13 protein-coding genes are annotated in these 16968 nt (G+C 57.7%); 3 read left to right on the top strand and 10 right to left on the bottom strand.

What is annotated here, in order from left to right:
• Positions 1-51 precede the first annotated feature (51 nt).
• The 5 genes from FJ428_RS10750 to FJ428_RS10730 are packed head-to-tail and all read right to left on the bottom strand — an operon-like array spanning position 52 to position 8071.
• On the bottom strand, positions 52-1242 hold the full coding sequence (locus tag FJ428_RS10750) for a GIY-YIG nuclease family protein (protein ID WP_140879419.1): 1191 nt from the start codon (positions 1240-1242) through the stop codon (positions 52-54).
• On the bottom strand, positions 1235-3286 hold the full coding sequence (locus FJ428_RS10745; protein ID WP_140879418.1) for a DEAD/DEAH box helicase: 2052 nt from the start codon (positions 3284-3286) through the stop codon (positions 1235-1237). Before FJ428_RS10745 ends, FJ428_RS10750 begins: the two co-directional genes overlap by 8 nt.
• Positions 3283-4458: a hypothetical protein gene (locus FJ428_RS10740; RefSeq protein WP_140879417.1), complete on the bottom strand. Its 1176-nt coding sequence runs from the start codon at positions 4456-4458 to the stop codon at positions 3283-3285. Before FJ428_RS10740 ends, FJ428_RS10745 begins: the two co-directional genes overlap by 4 nt.
• Positions 4458-5294 (bottom strand): hypothetical protein, encoded by an 837-nt coding sequence (locus tag FJ428_RS10735; RefSeq protein WP_224519127.1) that lies wholly within the window; start codon positions 5292-5294, stop codon positions 4458-4460. The genes FJ428_RS10740 and FJ428_RS10735 overlap by 1 nt, the downstream gene beginning before the upstream one ends.
• A 14-nt stretch (positions 5295-5308) precedes the next feature.
• Positions 5309-8071, bottom strand: a complete 2763-nt coding sequence (locus FJ428_RS10730; RefSeq protein ID WP_140879415.1) for a DNA methyltransferase — start codon at positions 8069-8071, stop codon at positions 5309-5311.
• Positions 8072-8290: 219 nt separating this feature from the next.
• On the opposite strand from FJ428_RS10730, the gene FJ428_RS10725 reads away from it, so the two are divergent.
• Complete coding sequence (locus FJ428_RS10725; RefSeq protein WP_140879414.1) at positions 8291-8902, top strand: DUF3800 domain-containing protein; 612 nt, start codon at positions 8291-8293, stop codon at positions 8900-8902.
• 355 nt (positions 8903-9257) lie between these two features.
• Here FJ428_RS10725 and FJ428_RS10720 read toward each other — a convergent pair whose 3' ends face one another.
• The 5 genes from FJ428_RS10720 to FJ428_RS10700 all read right to left on the bottom strand — a co-directional run bounded on the left by FJ428_RS10720 (position 9258) and on the right by FJ428_RS10700 (position 13972).
• Entirely contained in the window at positions 9258-10295 is a 1038-nt protein-coding gene (locus FJ428_RS10720; RefSeq protein ID WP_140879413.1) for a PIN domain-containing protein, read from the bottom strand.
• A 183-nt stretch (positions 10296-10478) separates the two neighbouring features.
• Positions 10479-11144 (bottom strand): sensor domain-containing protein, encoded by a 666-nt coding sequence (locus FJ428_RS10715; RefSeq protein ID WP_140879412.1) that lies wholly within the window; start codon positions 11142-11144, stop codon positions 10479-10481.
• A 221-nt stretch (positions 11145-11365) separates the two neighbouring features.
• Complete coding sequence (locus FJ428_RS10710; protein WP_140879411.1) at positions 11366-11839, bottom strand: hypothetical protein; 474 nt, start codon at positions 11837-11839, stop codon at positions 11366-11368.
• Positions 11840-12116: 277 nt separating this feature from the next.
• Positions 12117-12662 carry a hypothetical protein gene (locus FJ428_RS10705; RefSeq protein ID WP_224519128.1) on the bottom strand — a complete coding sequence of 182 codons (546 nt, stop codon included), beginning with the start codon at positions 12660-12662 and terminating at the stop codon, positions 12117-12119.
• Positions 12663-12808: 146 nt separating this feature from the next.
• Positions 12809-13972 (bottom strand): hypothetical protein, encoded by a 1164-nt coding sequence (locus FJ428_RS10700; protein WP_140879410.1) that lies wholly within the window; start codon positions 13970-13972, stop codon positions 12809-12811.
• Between the two features lie 1011 nt (positions 13973-14983).
• Between FJ428_RS10700 and FJ428_RS10695 the strand changes: the two genes are divergently transcribed.
• Entirely contained in the window at positions 14984-15370 is a 387-nt protein-coding gene (locus FJ428_RS10695; protein ID WP_140879409.1) for a hypothetical protein, read from the top strand.
• Positions 15371-15892: 522 nt separating this feature from the next.
• The gene (locus FJ428_RS10690) at positions 15893-16942 is read left to right on the top strand and encodes a hypothetical protein (protein ID WP_140879408.1); all 1050 of its coding nucleotides are present in this window, start codon (positions 15893-15895) and stop codon (positions 16940-16942) included.
• Positions 16943-16968 lie beyond the last annotated feature (26 nt).

Raw genomic sequence — 16968 nt, 5'->3', positions numbered from 1 at the left:
CGCTGGCTGCGCCTGAACTGATCCAAAGAGCCGCGGTCACGCGGGGTGCGCTCACGCTCTCCGCTTCAGCGAGGCGCTGCCGGGATCATAGACATACTCGGTGATCGTCCCGTCCTTGATCTTTTCGACTGCCTCATCGACGACAAAGAGCGGTACAAGAAACCATTCGCGAGGCACAACCGGCCGCCCGAACCGATCCATGATCTCGATCTCTAGGCGAGCTGGGTCAAAGACACGGTGAATCAGGTTTTCCAACCGGGTGCGACTAATGTTGAATAGGCGATAGGTTGCCACGATCTCAACATCAGCCATAAGAAAGGTAGGCTGGAGACGCGCGCCAGCGACGCGCTGCTCCACATCAAGATTGGTGACGCCGATCTTGTGCACCAAGTCTCGATTGGCGCTCACCATCGGATGGTCCGATGTGCTCCTGAGCACATAGATGGTACCGCTGGCCTCATCATCGTCGGCTTGCTCTCCGGAAAACAGAGGTCCGGCGGCCGGGTCGGTGATCCGGCGACCAGCCTCGTCCTTGTTGAGCGCGCGTTGCAATGAGCGCATCAAGAGATTGCTTTCGGTGCCGTTGTCGAAGATCACCCGCAGCCGAGCATCAGTGCGTCCCTGGGCATTGGCGAAAGTTTCGCCCGCCTCAGCGACATAGGCCTTCTGACCGCCGACGATGAACCAAGCGCCGGGACGGATTTCCGCCTTGAGCTCGAAGGGACGCGTCTGGCGCTCGCCGCTGTCGAGTTCGCGCTGCACTTTTTCGAAGAGCGGCTTGAACTTCTCAAAATCGTCGCAGCGGTCGCGGTTTGCGATGTCCTCGGCAGCGCGCTTTTCCTCAGCCGATCTGACATGCCGCAGTTCGGTGATATCAGGCGAAGCTTCGGCCTCGACGCCGAGCTCGGCCAGAAGTGCATCATCATCAAGATCGTCGGGAACGGCGGCGTGAATATGCCCGTCACCGGCTAACAAGCCGTGATGGTCGAGCGGGAGGAGCAAGGTCCGGCATTGCTCAATTTCTCTCAACCGATCGAGCCGCACGGCATAAAGCCGCTCGAAGATGTCGCGGTTTTCACCATGTTGAGGTGACCGGCCATGCTCTTCGGCAAAGCGTGTTATCTCTTCAAAACCGGCAATGATGCGCTCTTCGCGGGGCGTATGAGCTCCCTGCTGCTTCTCTTCGCTCTCGACTCCGAGCTCGGCTAGAAGGGCATCATCCTCATCGGTGAACCTAGCCACGGGCGGCCTCAGCTTTCATGCGGGCGAGGAACGCCACACCTTCGGCCATACGCTTTTCCCACGGATCGGCAGCGATGATATCGGGAAGCCGGCCGCGCTCCTGCTTAAATTTCAGGGCGCGCTTGGCGAGCTCCCTCGCCTCGTCCAGCGTGAGGCTGATCTTCCTGGCGTTGATGATCGCCTGAACCTGTTTCAAGCTCTCTTCGCTCATCGTTTTGGCGAGGATGGCGCGGGCCTCCCCGAACGGATTGATGCTGTCGATCAGGTCGATATCGAGCTCGCGCACATCCATGGCGTATTTCCGGACTCCCTGCACGAACGCGGTATTCGGTCCCGGTTCACTATCGGAGGCCAAAGCCACTTCCTTGGCTTTCTGCGTCAGGTTGAGCGCGGCAACGGCGTGCTGTCGTACGGCCTCCTGATCGGTTTCATCAAGCTCCGGATAGCGATCCTTGATGATCTTGCCCATCCGCACTTGGGTCAGCTCTTCGGGCACCATCTCTTCGTCGAACAGGCCCCTGCCAACGGTGTTGCGATCCTGAACAAAGGCAGCGATAACCTCGTTCAAGTCCTGCTGGCAGATGCGGGCGGCCTCCTTGCTCTTGGGCTCAACGAGACCCTTGATCTCGACCAGAAATCGACCGCTTTCCTCGTTGAATCCGACGTTGCACTGGTCGGGTTTGTAGCCCTCTTCCCCATAGTCAAAGCCGGGTGTCGGGCCGCTGCCGGGGTTTTTCGGCTTAAACTCAAAGCGCGGTGCCAGCACCTGCTCCATAAGCAGGCTGGCGGCGATCGCCTTGAGCGTATCGTTTACGGCCTCGTTGACGGCTTCATCCGAGGCATCGGGCTGGGCGATCAGGTTGCTGAACCGTGCACGCTCCTTGCCCGGAGCATCACGCGTCGCGCGGCCGATGATCTGCACTATCTCGGTCAGGCTCGATCGATAACCAACCGTGAGGGCATGTTCGCACCATATCCAGTCGAATCCTTCCTTGGCCATGCCGAGCGCGATAATGATGTCCACATGATCGCGATTGTTCTTCTGCACGGGGTCTTTGAGAGCTGCCGAAACTCGATCACGTTTAGCCGCATCATCATCCACCAGGTCGGCAATACGTAGAATTCGGCCATCGGTCCGCTTTACCAGCTGGAATCCAGTGACAGGGTCAGCACCCTGCCACTCGCCCAGTTCCTCGATGATGTGTTCGACCTCCTTGATCTTGTCTTTGGTGCTCTCGCGCGAATTGACGTTCGGGATATGCACGATCGTCTTTTCAGTAGGGTCAAGCACCTTCAGGATGTCGTCGGTATAGGCGTCCGAATAAAAGAAGTAGCCTATGTCGAGCTGCTTCAGGTATTCATAGCCATTCAGCTGCTCGTAATATGTGTAGGTCACGGTATCGAACTTAGCTTCGTCCTCCGGCGCGAGCACGGCATCCGAGTCGCCTCGAAAATAGGACCCGGTCATGGCCACGACATGCGCACGGTCGCGGGCCATGAACTGGCTGAGATGCTGGCCGAGCTTGTTGTCGGGATTGGCGGAGACGTGGTGGAACTCATCGATCGCAATCAGACGATCATCGAACGCATCTACCCCGAGCTTGTCCACGGCAAAGCGGAAGGTGGCGTGGGTGCATACCAGCACCTTGTCGCTGCTTTGCAGGAAGGCAGCGACAGAATTGACCTTGCCGCCATTGTCTGATCCGGGCGCATTGCACAGGTTCCATTTCGGCTGGACATGCCAATCGGCCCAGAAGCCGAACCTAGTCAGCGGCTCGTCGGCAAAGCTAGAGCCGATCGACTTTTCTGGCACGACGATGATGGCCTGTTTCAGTCCCTGATTGGCCAGCTTATCGAGAGCGATGAACATCAGCGCCCGACTTTTGCCCGACGCTGGTGGCGACTTGATCAGCAGGTATTGCTCGCCGCGCTTCTCAAAGGCCTTTTCTTGCATGGGCCGCATCCCGAGCTCATTTGCCTTGGTCGAGCTGCCGTTGCGCGCGTAGGTCACGGATACCGATGGCACGGATTTTAGCTGCTTCATGTGTAGGCCCCCGCCTTCAAATTGCCTTCGGTCCAAGCTTCTGCGACAAGATTCGTATCGGCCAGAAAGAACTCGCCGCCAAGCGACGTACCGGTAGGCGATCTACAGAGAATCTGCTGCATAGCAAGCTCGCCGGCGTTCGCATGTTTAGAACTCGGATGTGGTTCAAACCCCGACTTTACCCCGGAGTAAAGCACCTCCCAGCGGAAGGCGCATTTGGGCAAGGTGCGGTTGTGGTCATCACAGCGTGTCTGCGGGCTTCTTGAGAAACCCGCCTTCACTACGATCTTTCCGCTCGCGGGCTCGCCGAGGAAGGCATCCGTGTCGCCCTGAAGCTTCAAAACATAGAGATGTTTTGGCCCTTCGGACTCCCGCGTCACAAAGGCGTTCTGAGAAACCGGACCGGCCTTGCTCGGCGCAAGTATTTCTTTCGCGCTGCCTGGAGATGATCCGATAATCGGGTTCTCTCCATAGACTTCGACTTCCTGAAGATCGAGCTTCAGGATGTTCAGCGCCTCCTGCCTGGAAAGTGGAACGCCGCGTGCTCCAATATGCTGCCACGCTTCCGTCTCGGTAGCCTTTGGCGCGAAGTCCCGAACATAAATTCGGGATTCTGGAGTGACCCGCCAAGCTCGGGTTGCCTTAACGGCATAGTTCCATTTGTCGGCTCGCTCAGGATCTCGCTGCTTGGCATCCCACGCGGCAGGGGCCATGAACTGGCGCGTATGTCCCAATTGATGGGAGCACTGCTGTATGCCGATGATCTGATAGAGGTCGTCTTTCTCGGCTTGGCCAGCTCCGTATACAACAACGAGCACGCCGGGTCTGCTGCCCTCGATGAAACTCCGCCTGCGCCCTTCATCGGTGAAGCCCAAGAGACCCCATTCTTCGGGACGGAAGCCGTAAAAGCTGGTCAGCCAAACATTAGGCGGATCGGAATAGATAGCCTCCATCGGGGACATAAGATCACCAGGCGCATGCAGCTCCTCGAACCGCTGCACGCTGCCGTATTCCCTGACAATCAATGACGGCGCTGATGTCATCATCTTGTCGCCTGGAACGTCCCAGCCATGCACCTGAAACATGTTGCGATAGCTGCCGTAGTAGCTTTTCGCAATGTGGCCGATCGCCTGCGCGTCTCCCCCTTGGCTATAGTTAGAATTCTTAGCCATCAAGCGGCGGCCCTTTGGTCGAACCGCCGAAGAAACAAGCGTGCAGTTACCAGCGTGATCTGAAGACGGAACGTCGCGTCTTCCTCCTCGGACAAGCCAGGATGCCCTCCATGGGGGTGCAATCTATTCATCAACGCCTGAACGTACTGCGTCTTCTGGCTGTCCCATTCATTGTAGTCGGCGAGAAGGAACGGAGGGTTCGCTCCCCCTCCGAGAAAGTCACGCTTCGCCTTGCTGTTGTCGAATCCCGCATAGCCGAGCTTGTCCGCTATCTCGTTCAGGTAGCTCTCGTAAAAGTTCCGTAACTCGCCGTTCGCAGAGGACCATGCTCCGCCGCTGAAAGCAGAGATCGCCCGCTTCAGATGTCCTTTGGCTACGTCAAACCCGTGGCGATCGAGAAGCATCTCGACTTCGCTTTCCGCTTCGCGGAAGTCGGCCTCCGGAACGTCCGAGGGAAGCATGCGCCTCAGTTCGACTATTGTTTCTGTGCTGGAAGACCCCCATGGTCTCTGCGGCGGCATTTCGGTGATGGTCTCGACGATTTCGAAGCCATCAAAACGAAGCCCAGCGACGAGCTTATTCCAACTTTCGGAGCTTTTCACCTTAGATGGCGCTTTGATGGCTCTCTCAATAAGCGCTCGCGCCAGACTGACCCGCCCTGCGGCCGTCATGACTTCCGGATTTTCTTCGACGGTTATCTTCGAAAGTCCCGCGACCCGCGCCGATTTGCTGCCCGTGCCATATCGACCCGAAACGCCCCATTCGACCTCCAGAACCTCCATATCGTCGTGGGAGTTAAAGGCGGAAATGACCTCGGCGGCAGCGACCACTGTCATACGATTGAACCCAGTCACACCGCCCCTACCTTAGGTCCTGCCTGACCTCCGGCCGTCAGCTTCGTGTAGAGCTCGAAGAGCTTTTCCAGGCGTTCGGTGTCGTTCTTGAAGCGTCGGCCAATATAGATGCGTTCCAGAACCTCGTCGTTGCGACTATGGGCTGCACGCAGATCGGCGGGCATATTTTCGGGATCATAGAGATCGGCGATCGTCGCCGGAAAATGAGCCTCTCGTGCCAGCAGAATGTCCTGGGCGCAGCGCGTCAGATCTGCCTTGTTCTTCTGGGAGAGCGGGGGGACCGGGAATGTGTGCCAACCCATCTTGTTAGAATAGCTGTAGTCGCTCTTCATGCGCCCACAGATTGTAGCGATCCACGAAAGATGCAGCTTCGATGCGATGATGGCCAGGCACCAAATAGGTGCGTCATAGAGTGCGTAAGCGAGGTTGCTGACGACGCAATTGTTATCCAATAGGCCAACCGGTAGATACTCACGGCTTTCTGAACTCCGAATAGGAATAATGATGGTCTGGCTTCTTCCGATGTTCATCTCGCAAAACTGATGCGGACGCGAAGCCATGGCTCTAGTGGCCGGACGGGTGCTTGCGAGACGCCACGCGCGGACGTTCTTTACCCGTTCACTTATACTCTTAACCGTGAGCGCTTGTTCTCGAACTTCATTGGTCAACCACAGGCATTTGCGCCGGCCGCCCCGAATGAACTCCGACGAGCCGTAAAAATTCTTTGTAAAATATGCCAGCTCCGCTTCCGAAAGCTCGCTGAACTCGTGATGCTCCAGGATCAAGAAATTGCCTTCGTAGGGCTGATTGCCAAGGCTCATTCTTGGCAAGCCATTGCGAGGCCGAGTGGACCCTTCGACGATGATATCGCGGCTCGGAACGAGATAGGCGTTGATGTTGGTCGCTTCACGAACGGAAACTAACCCGCCCTTCTCCTCAGTATAGATCAAACGTCGCTGATCGGTCGAAACGCCAAAGCCTATGATGGCAACCGTCACACCTGCATTATGCGCTGCGAGGTTCCTCCACAGGAAGGAGGTGTGAGCGAAGAGTATTTTGTTCCCCCGCTGAAATACCAGCGGCCAAAGGAGCGGCACTTGCCCCCCTTGGCATATAGAGTTTGTAGAAACGAAGGCGGACTTTGAGACAGTCTCCTGCCCATACAGGGCGGCCTTGAAAAACCACCCCGCGACATAATCGAGCGACTTGTAGGTGTCGGTATAACCCTCAAACACACTGCGCAAATCGTCTTTCTGCTCGTTTGTCTGGTTTTTCGTGCCCTTATATGGTGGGTTGCCGCAGATGAAAGTTTCCCCGCCCTCGTTCTCGAAGTCGATCTCGGCTTGGTCGAGCGGCGTGTGAAACAGATCATCGGCCTGGTGGATCACCGCCGTTCCGGTGGGGGGACAGATACTGAGCCAGTCCACCCGAAGCGCGTTGCCGGAATAAATCCAGTTCTGCGCATCTAGCGGCAGGAAGTCGCGTAGCGCCTCCTTCTGGCCGCGATAGAGCACGTCGCATTGATACTCGGCGATGATCAGCGCCAGGCGCGCGATCTCGGCCGGAAAATCCCGCAGCTCGATGCCGCGAAAATTGGTGAGAGGAATCTCGGTGCGCCGATCGGGCTCCCCGCGCCGATCGTTGATGACGGCCTCGATCGCTCGCATTTCCTTGTAGGCGATGACCAGGAAATTGCCCGAGCCGCAGGCCGGATCGAACACGCGGATGCGGGCCATGCGATTCCGCAGATTGAGCAGCTTGCGGGTATTGTCGGCGGCTTCCTCCAGCTTCTCACGCAGATCGTCGAGGAAGAGCGGGTTCAAGACCTTAAGGATGTTGGGCACACTAGTGTAGTGCATCCCAAGTGCGCCACGTTCCTCGTCGTCGGCTACGGCCTGGATCATCGAGCCGAAGATGTCGGGGTTAATCTTCTTCCAGTCGAGCCGGCCGATATGGATCAGATAGGAGCGCGCGATTCGGGTGAAGACTGGCACGGCGGCGTTGCCTGAAAATAGGCCGCCGTTCACGTAAGGGAACCGATCGGCCCATCGAGGCAGTTTGGCTTGGGCGCGATCCGCGCTCTTTATGTTCATGGCGCGAAAAAGCGTGCTGATAACTTCGTGGGTGTTTGAGGAATCCCCCGCGCTCATCTGCTCGATCGTGCCTGTGAACAAGTCAGGCGCTTCGAAGATGTCGGTATCTTCGGAAAAGAAGCAAAATATGAGCCGGGCCATGAAGTGATTCATGTCGCCGCGACGCTCGGCCGTGCTCCAATCGGGGTTGTCCTTGAGGAGCTGGATATAGAGGCGGTTGAGTCGGCCAGTCGCCTTGATGTCGAAAGAGCTGTCGCGGAGCTGCTTAACCGTGGTGATGCCAGCAAGCGGAAGGAACACACCGAAATGATCGGGAAATTCGGGATAAGCGCAGGCGATGGTATCACCGCCGATCAGATCTTCGGCCTCGAACATGTCGCCATCGGTCGCGAGGATGAACCTCGCCTTGGCGCGCGCGGTCGCGGGGCTTGCCTTGAGCGCGACCAGGGTTCGGGTGACATCACCGCGCGGAGAGACGGCAATGTGAATGTTGTTGGTTTGCAGCACGCCGCCAAGATCGGACTTGTTGGATACGCCACTGCGCAGCTTTTTGAGCGTGGTTTCCTTGTTTCCGAATGCCTCCAGGAAGGCATAGGGGAATTCGTCGGGTTCAAATGGCGCGCTCGCGAGCGCCGAAATGGCCTCTTCAATTTCAACGGGATTCATTTTCCAGCCCCTCGCCCACGCAAGCCCCATCGCGCCGAGCTAGACCCGGCGCTGATTCGTGGGAAGCGTTGAACCGCGAAACTAGACTAACGCGCAAAATGCTCAAAGTCGGCGGTTGTCGAGTCGGATGGTGGCGGTTATCCCGAGAAAACAAACAGCCTGCTCAAAATGATCGCTTGTTGCCATTGATTCAAAGGCAATGTCCTTTCATCTGGAACGATGTTGGTATTTATCGACGAGTCGGGAGACCCCGGCTTCAAGGTTGCGAGAGGATCGTCAGCGGCATTCGTCGTGGCAATGGTTGCTTTCGCGGATAAGCAAGTGGCAATCGACGCTCAGGCTGCGATCAAAGCGGCAGCGACTGCCCATCGGGTGTTTCCGGAGTTCAAGTTCAGCAAAAGCCGACCGGAGATAAGAGACCTATTCTTCAGGACCGTCGCACCATTCGCGTTCTGCGTCAGGGCAGTCGTTGTAGAGAAGGAACGAATACACAGCGGATACCTGCGGTCGAGCAAGGAGGCTTTCTATAGCTTCTTCGTTAAGTCGATGCTGAAATTCGACAATGGCCTTCTCAAGGATGCCAAAGTTGTCATCGATGGCTCCGGGGAACGAATCTTCAAGCAGGAGCTCTCTGCCTACCTGCGACGGCATACCGAGAAGGGCGCTATCAAGTCCGTCCGATTTTCGGATTCGCAAAGCGATGAGCTGGTTCAACTTGCCGATATGTGTACTGGCGCGATTGCGCGTCCTTATCGGGATAATCGTAAAGACACCGATCGGTGGCGACGAATGATCGCGGCTAAGATTGAAGATGTCTGGGAGTTCAAGTAGGGGTGCGCTCTGCTCGCCTATCCTGACGATCGTCAGGCACGCACACCATCCGGTGACAGTTCGGCTGAGCAGAGCGGCTTTTCAACGCTAATGTGGCCGTTCGCGCATTAATGTCAAGTTAAGAATCGCAGCTGCGGACTCGTTTAGCGTGATTTGTCAAGGTCGGTCTCTACATCTTGATACCGAACCATGGCCAGACACAAACACTCTCTCTGCCATCGTCGATCGATGGGTCCAGCCGCCACACGGAATGAAGAATCCCGTCCTGTTTTGCGTGTTCCAAATGTTCCAGGTGTTCCAAGCGCAGCGAGTATGAATTCGGCGCGTTCTCAATCGGGAAAATGGGACGCGGGTCTTACGTATAAAGCTGGTCCCAGTCCTCGCCAAGTACCCACCGCAGGGCCGACAGCTTGCCGTTCACCATCCCCCATTCGAAATCCGTCCATGGTCCAAGGTTGTCCAGACCGATCTCCTCCTCGACCTTGCGCGCGGACTCTAACGCACCCTTCCAGATGCTGTCGATAATGACCTCGTTGTTGCGCTTCGGAGGCTCAGCAGCCTCCCATTCTTTCCTGCCAACGATCCGAGTCTTCCCCTCTTCGATGGCGATACGCGTATTCCAATGGCGGTTGTACCAGACCTGCCTGTCCAGCACGTGCAGCGCCTCGAGGATTTCCGACAGGCGCCTCGGCTCCTCTGTCCAGTTGAATTCCGCGTCGGTGTCCTCTAGCCAGCCGGGATGCTCGGCTTTGATCAGATCGACGAGCGAGGTCCAGTAGGTGGATCGCTTTCCATCGAACAGGCCGGCGAGATCGGGGTGCGGCTTTCGCTGGTCGTCGCCGGGTTCGCTGAAGTCCCGCGTGTTGTGGGTGACGAAGGCGAAGCGCTCTTCCTTGCGACCCGCCTTGACCATCTGGGCGTAGGTCTCAACCAGGATCGCGTCACCAACGCTGTTCTTGGAACGGTGGTAGGGTGCGAGACCAGCCAGCGCGCGTTCGGTAACTCGCTCCTTGATGGCCTTCGTCGCGGGCTTCCTTAGGCCGGACGACAAGAGCTGTTCGATCCAGTCGATGGAATCGTTGACAGCCTCCCCCTTCATGGCGATCCGCTGGTCTACCTCGTTCAGGGACCGTAGCGTTTCCATCTTGTATGCGTCCTCTCCGAAACGGTCCACAGCGTCCCTGACGAGGCGGAAGTGGCTTTGTAAGCTGCGCCTTGCCTCGGCAGCCACTCTGTCCTTGTTGCGGGCGAACTCTTCCCTCACGATGTCCGGCACGACCAAGTCGATCGCGCGGGCACTGAAAAGCTCGCGCGCTGTCGTCAGGACGGACTGCGACCGCCAGTCCTTTGCGAGATCCAACCACACGCTGGTATCGACGAGAATACGAAGCATATGACTCTATCCTTTCGGAAGGATACGTAGCCGCCGACCGCAGGATTCGGAAGCTCCTGATCAGCGAGTGCATCATCCGCCTGGTCGAGGATCGCCACTAGGTTCGCTATAACTCAATCGACAGCCGCTCATCTGCTCTCATTGGCAACTTCTCTCGCTGCAGCAGCTTTTTCGAGCGTGTCATCAAAGGTCGAGCATCCCATTCGATTGAGCCGTTATGGTGGCCAGCCAAAGTCTATACGAAGTCGATCTCGCTTCCTCTAAATGCTCTATCGGCCAGTCATTTCGGGCCGACGTCATCAGTGTTAGTTGGCCGGCCATTTCGCAGCAGCCTAACACCAGTTTCTCGACATCCGAAAAGGTTACCTTCGCTTTTTCGGCATCGGGCCAGGAAACATGAGCGATGCCCGAATTTCGGAAGGACTGGATTCTCTGAAAGCCGGCAAAGTCGACACTCCGGTAGGCTTCTAGAAATCTAGATATTGCGCTCTGACAAACTGGCATTGCGCCATAGAAGCTGCTTTTCGGTTCGCTGTCAGCGTAGCGGCGCGCGATTAGTTGGAAAGAATCTGGCATCAGCAGGAACTGGTACGCCGACTGCAGAGACACCTTGGAACCTCGGTCCATCAAGGCGAAGGATCTAATGAGTGCCATTAGAATCATCTGCTGCCGGATTTCATCCGCGTAGTGCGCGACAGATCCATCCTTGTCCCGAGCCATCTTTATGGCTTCATTTATCCCCTCATAGAGGCCGAACGCCCGCGCCGCCATCTCTGCCCATGCATTGAGTTCCGGCGCCATTCGGACAACTTCGTCGATCGACGGTAAATATGGGGTCGGCTTTGGCATTATGTGCCTTCACAATTGGTATTGGCGGTGGACTTTCAAAAGCTCGAGGGCTGACAGGTGACGCATCGCGCCGTGATCGATCTTTACGTTGCCTCTGGAACGGGCCTGTCGCCGGACTGGACAGCCTATAGACCGCATGGGTCGACAGTCTTGGACTGGCCGCAATCGCACAGGCGATGCAGCTCAAATCCTGACCGCAAACCTGATCGCATGGCGAACGCTCAATCCACCGCCAGTTCGGCCAAGACGCGCCGCGCCCTAGAGAGCAAAACCTTTGGTCTCCGATCCGATTCAAGCAAGAGCTCATTATCAGATTGACCGTACAAAGTTTCGATGAGCCCATTCTTCGGCATTGTGAAATCGGGATAGTGCTTCGCCGCTCCCTTAAGTGCCCAGTTCTGAAGTTTGATACCGTGGCTACGGTCATGTGCCGTTCCACTCTTATTGACGGCGGCAAACTTATTTCCGTTTACCACAAAATGAAGGTGATCCTCGGTGTTGGGTACATGTGCTTTATGATGCACTATCGATCGCCCCTTTCCAAGATCTACAAAGGGTATAGCCTCCGTTAGTAGCTTCAGGATGGTATCCTTCGCAACCTGGTCATCGGTCGCAAAGTGGTAAAATACGTCCACTTCTTTCATTTCGCCTTCCAAGCCATTTGCGTCCCTCAGAAATTGCTTAAAACTTTTCATCCGAGTACCTTCTTCGAGAAGTCTTGTTTCTTCCTAATCCGTTCACGACAAATCGCGCAAAAGCACCCACGAGACTTGATTACCTTCCCGAAAATGCTCCGGTACGCAGGGGCAAAGCAAGCAATCTTATCGCGGCAGGCTCTCCATGTCGGCGGGACGGTCCGCATCTGCCATTGGAGCCAGCAGTGATGGCTGGGTTGGCGCGCCGGGCTAGTTCGGCCGGAGCCTCCGGAGATCTCGCGGCGTTATGGGCGGCGAGCTTCGTATTCCTCGTGCATCATGTCATTGGATTGGCAACCGAAGCCGACAGAGAGGCTGCCGAATTCCGGTCTTGAGCCTCGCCGCCCGCATCAAGTTCTGATTTCCGCGGCGTTCTAGGGGGCAGCGCGATCAATATCGTGACCTTTGCCGCCACCTCTTCAAGGGTGGCGGTAAGGCGGTTTATCTGCGAGGCGGTTGCCGCCAGTTCAGGGCCGTAACGGGTGACGAGATATTCCCGGTTCTGGCTGAGGGACTGAAGATGCGTGGCGGTTTTCGTCCGAAGGCGCAGCCCGGCTTCCAGCGCGTGTTCTGTTCGCGCCGACAGATCGTGCTGCATTTTGCGGATCTGATTGGGATTGTGCCCACAGTGGAGCAAGAGCGCGGTCAGATAGAGTTCGATCGCATGGATTGCCGACAATCTGAACGGCGCGCGTGTCAACGGTTTGCCGGGCCGGCCTTGTTGAAGGAGCAAGTGTGCCGCCTTGCGGTATTCTTCCGCCAGTTCGTGAAGCTGCTGCGGGGATGCAAGCTCACCGGGATATTTGCGTTCTTCGATCATCATTTGCGCGATCTGAAAATGCTAAGGTGCAAACTTCGTAGTGTAAGATCCATGGCGTCGCGCGTCTCGTCACTTCGCTATTTCAAAATCGCTCCCCGCCATATTCGCCTGCAGCCGGGCAGTCGGTCAGTAACGCGTAGGTCGACTTACTATAGCGACGGCTCGTTGAGATGCGTTAAAATCTGACCAGACCGCACTGGATCGATCCTGTCTGCTTCTGCCAGTGCCCAACGTTGCCATGCTTCCAGTGCCGAGGCATCGATATCAGCCGAACCTTCATCGATCGCGCGACGGACGCGCTCAACAAGCGCGCGAATATCTTCAGCCTGACGTAGCAGCTCCCCGCTGGTCCGCAGGTTTTGCAGGCGCTTTTGGTTGAGTTGAACTAGCCATTCCTGGCGCTGCTTCTCCTTTTCAATCCGCTCCCGCTCTGCACGCTCCTCGGCTTCCCGCAGGCCAAGTCGGAACTTCTTCTCGCCCGCCACGATGATCGTAGCCGCGATTTCAGCAATCTTAGATTCAAGCTTGGTGTCACCGTCATCCTGCCAAGAAACTGTATTCTTGCGGTCGAAACCCGGATCGATCCGCAGCGCGAGCGGGGTAGATGCTGGCAGGTCTGGCGCCGGCCGCACGTACCCCTGCTGACGCACGGTGCGGTGGCTGCCGACTATTCCTATGTCCAGACCAAGATAGGTGTCGCCGATTGCTGCTCGCGCGTGAATTTCTCCATCGCGCTCGTAGGCATCACCGTCATGGCCGCGCTTGCTGAGCGCCAAAAACAGCGCATTGAAGATTTTCAGCCGCCGCTTGCCCAGTGGATTGTCGAACTTGGGTTCGTCGAAGGTCCACTCGCGTTTTGCATTTTTATCGCGGCGACGCTGCTCCTGCTTGAGCAGTTGAACGAGCCCTTCGTGGGGCCTGTCCAACGTCTGCGGGACGGATACTTTGCCAATCGCCTTCAACTCTTGTGCGTGGAGTTCGTCGAGGTCTTCTGGAACCAGAGCGGATGCAAACGGCCCGTTGGATGGAAGAGGGGCTGCAATCGACAGCACCTTTTTGAAGCGGGCGTCGACACTTGCTCGGCCCATTTCACCCGGGCGCCGTGGTGGCGCCTTGGGTACCGCTGGCACACTCTTTCCGGCACGGATTTTGTTCCAATATCCTTGCGGCGGCGACGCAACGCCACATCGCGTCAGCAGCTTCTTCAGCCCGACGTCGGACAGTTCGAGCTTCGCCGCCAAGTCCCGCATCGGCGCAGACCAGGCGAACGCAATCAGATCGTCAGGCAACACAAGAATGTCTTTCTGCCACACGTCGGCTTACCTCCATTTGTTCAGCCAGGCTGCTTTTTGGCACGCCTTCGCAGTGTCGATATGACGGGCTGGCCAGTGCCATTTGAGGTCAAATCGAGCAACTCCAACTTGCCCTCGATCGTGCCAGGGATGCGCTTACATCATCAAGGCGGCTGCAGATCGGCTGGAGATGCGGCGGCGCTCCCGGTGAGCGCCACGGGGACGCTCTAGAAGTGATCGGCTTCCTTTCGCAGTTCCTCGCGCAACAGGGGTCAGCCGGACATTGCCTCGTGGCGGAGCGAGGGTTTGGATCTGTCGAGGGAAGGCGGCGGAATGAGACCGAGAGCGATGGCGAGATAAAAGGCCGCGAGGTGCGGCGTCGTCCGGTCGTGTTGTTTCAATAGGCTATTCGCCATTTTCGCGAGGTGCGGGTTTTCCCTGCACCTCTCAATATCGTCGATTTTCGTTCTTCGTCCGCAGCTTAGTGCGATGTGCGGCCGCCGGGCTGGCTTTGTGGGGGCTGGGGCCGGGAAAGGAGGGCGTGGTCAAAGACTGTTCTTGGGGTTGCCGCTCGTCGGTAGACAATGAGCTGTTGAATAGATCACGTTAGAAACCTCGCCGACCTGGCCTGACGGCGCGCGCGCCGTGGCCCGCTATCGGCGAGCGGCTCGCTGCAGCAGAGGGGTTTCACCCCGGCGGGCAGAGCCAACGTCGCCAGCGCCGGCGATAGGGTGGCAGCCGAGCGCAGGCTTGTCGGCAGGCGCCATCCTCCGTACGGCGGATACATAGGCTTCACCGCCACAATGAAAGCGCGCGGACGCGACAAGGCCGCGCGCAAATCGAAGCTTCCGCAGGGCGGTCGGAGGCGGCATCCTTTCCGAGATGCGGGCGCTGTGCATCGCCCAGCCGCACAGGCTCTCGACGGCGAGAAATCTGGCCATCCTGACACGAATACGCAAACCGTCGTGTTACGGTCTCATGGTTCTTACGCCACTGGCCTGATCGCCATCAAAGCAAATGGGAGAGGTTGCCATGTCTAGGATCAATCGCCGCGCCTTGCTCCTCCACTCCGGCAGCGCAGTCGTCGCCTCGTCGATGACGGCAACGGCGCTTGGCGCAAAGCCGCCGAGCCGAGACCAAGAGCCGTCCAGTTATCTGCGAGCGCTGATTGAGGCGCACAAGGCAGCCTATGTTGAGTTCGGCAAAGCTCTGCACGAGATAGGCGGTGGCACCGGCGATCTCGCCAGAGCCAGCCGGGAAGAGGAGAGGGCTCTGCTCGCCATCTGCGGCTATCCTGCCGTCGGGGAGGGGGATCGCCTGGCCAAGGCCCGATATCTCTTAGAGATCGAGGCGCGCGGCGAACTCGACCTCGCATTGCATATGCAGGTCGTTCTCCGATCCACCATGTGGAAGGGATGAGACAGCGGCGCGCCTCACCGTCAGCTAATCAATGTCTGGTATGCGCCCAATTCCGCCCCTCCACGACCCCTCTTCGATTTCCTAAAAGCCGACGTCCCCTCAAGGGTGCGGCAGGCGGCTGAAATGGCGTGGGAAGCAGACAGACCGCTTTTAGGTGTCCTCACGCGGAAGCGGACTCATACTGACGCATCATCTGTTCAGAGGAAACCAACAGACATGCCGCCATCCAGCATCGCAGTTGTTCAATTTGGGCTGCGAGGTCCGCGTCTTCTTCGATCTCAACGGCCAGCCGCACCGAATCGTCGTAACCGACCGCCTTTCTTTGCGGCGGCAGTGCTCAACGCCATGCAGCTAGTCGGCAGCATGGCGGTCGCGGTGGCTCCTGAGGCGTGTGCTAGCCGAACGACGGGTCGGCTGCTTGTTCATGCCTCCGGTCTCGACCGAAGGGCCGCGGTTCGTTAGGAACAGGAGCCATCAGGTCGCATATCGGCCACAGAGGGCTCGTCAAGGACTGCATGACCTATGCTCAATCCGGATGCCGGTTTGTTCATCGACTTGGAGGCGTTCCGCAAGTGGAGCGAGCTGCAGGGCGCGAGTGCAAGACTGCCAAGCTTCCAGACGATAGTGCGATCCTACCCCGAGCTGATCGCCGCGAAGCCCCTGCGCAGGACGCCGATGTTCGTGACGCACCGTTGGGACGGCCCGGACCATCCCGACCCGTCGGGATGGCAACTCCGGGCATTGCGGAACCTTGCCGAAGACTATCACTATCATGAAGCCGGGACATGCTTCTGGTACGACTACATGAGTCTGCCCCAGCGCCCGCGCAACGCCGACGAGAACAGACTCTTCACCGCCGGGCTGAACTCCATCCGACAAACCGTCGCGCAGTGCGATAACATATGTTTGGTCAGCAGAACCGGCCAAGACCATGCCGACGATCGCGAAGCCATGCGCCGTCGGGGCTGGATACTGTTCGAGCTGTTCATCGCCCGCAGCAACATGACGCGACCCGTGCCTCTCTACGAACGGGAGAATGCCTCGGTCCAGTTCGGACGCGGCGAGCAGTATGAAGATACCTTCCCCGACATGATGCCGCATGCACCGCTGGATACCCCCCAGCATCTCCACGACTGGTTAGTCCGGCGAGAAATTCGCTGTACCAACGGCAGTGACCTCCTGCTCTTGAGCCGGCTGCTGCACGATGAACTGACGAGGCCGCAGAGCACGGAACCCCTGCCCGAGTTCGAATACGGCGCTCCCGTCCGACTGTCGGCCCGCCAGCTGATTTCGATGGAGTTCTGGAACGCGACATCGCTTTCGAGCCGTCTGCCGGAGGCTTTTCTGCTCAGTCGGGAACTGGTGTCTTACCGAACCGACGAAGAACAGTTGTGGGACGTGGTCATAGTATGGAGACCTCCTTTGCCGACCCTAGGGCAGTGGCATGCCATTGCAGGCAGTGACGTCAAGCATATGAACATAAATTGGGAAGAACAGGCCTCGCCGCGATACCCCGGCATCCGTTTCGAAATGTCTCGTGACGGTCTGAGGTTCATGGCGGCTCTGCTGTAGTCGTCGGAACCAGCCGGCGCAGCGCA

This window comes from Mesorhizobium sp. B2-8-1 (assembly GCF_006440955.1).
In the GTDB taxonomy this organism is placed as follows: Bacteria; Pseudomonadota; Alphaproteobacteria; order Rhizobiales; family Rhizobiaceae; genus Mesorhizobium.
The sequence above is the reverse complement of the archived record's forward strand: the minus strand, read 5'-3'. Positions and strand labels throughout refer to the sequence as shown.

Coding starts and splice junctions, on each gene's coding strand:
- FJ428_RS10730 (WP_140879415.1), bottom strand. CDS start 8,071: ATGAATCCCGTTGAAATTGAAGAGGCCATTTCGGCGCTCGCGAGCGCG.
- FJ428_RS10715 (WP_140879412.1), bottom strand. CDS start 11,144: ATGCCAAAGCCGACCCCATATTTACCGTCGATCGACGAAGTTGTCCGA.
- FJ428_RS10705 (WP_224519128.1), bottom strand. CDS start 12,662: ATGATGATCGAAGAACGCAAATATCCCGGTGAGCTTGCATCCCCGCAG.
- FJ428_RS10720 (WP_140879413.1), bottom strand. CDS start 10,295: ATGCTTCGTATTCTCGTCGATACCAGCGTGTGGTTGGATCTCGCAAAG.
- FJ428_RS10690 (WP_140879408.1), top strand. CDS start 15,893: ATGCTCAATCCGGATGCCGGTTTGTTCATCGACTTGGAGGCGTTCCGC.
- FJ428_RS10745 (WP_140879418.1), bottom strand. CDS start 3,286: ATGAAGCAGCTAAAATCCGTGCCATCGGTATCCGTGACCTACGCGCGC.
- FJ428_RS10735 (WP_224519127.1), bottom strand. CDS start 5,294: ATGACAGTGGTCGCTGCCGCCGAGGTCATTTCCGCCTTTAACTCCCAC.
- FJ428_RS10740 (WP_140879417.1), bottom strand. CDS start 4,458: ATGGCTAAGAATTCTAACTATAGCCAAGGGGGAGACGCGCAGGCGATC.
- FJ428_RS10725 (WP_140879414.1), top strand. CDS start 8,291: ATGTTGGTATTTATCGACGAGTCGGGAGACCCCGGCTTCAAGGTTGCG.
- FJ428_RS10695 (WP_140879409.1), top strand. CDS start 14,984: ATGTCTAGGATCAATCGCCGCGCCTTGCTCCTCCACTCCGGCAGCGCA.
- FJ428_RS10710 (WP_140879411.1), bottom strand. CDS start 11,839: ATGAAAAGTTTTAAGCAATTTCTGAGGGACGCAAATGGCTTGGAAGGC.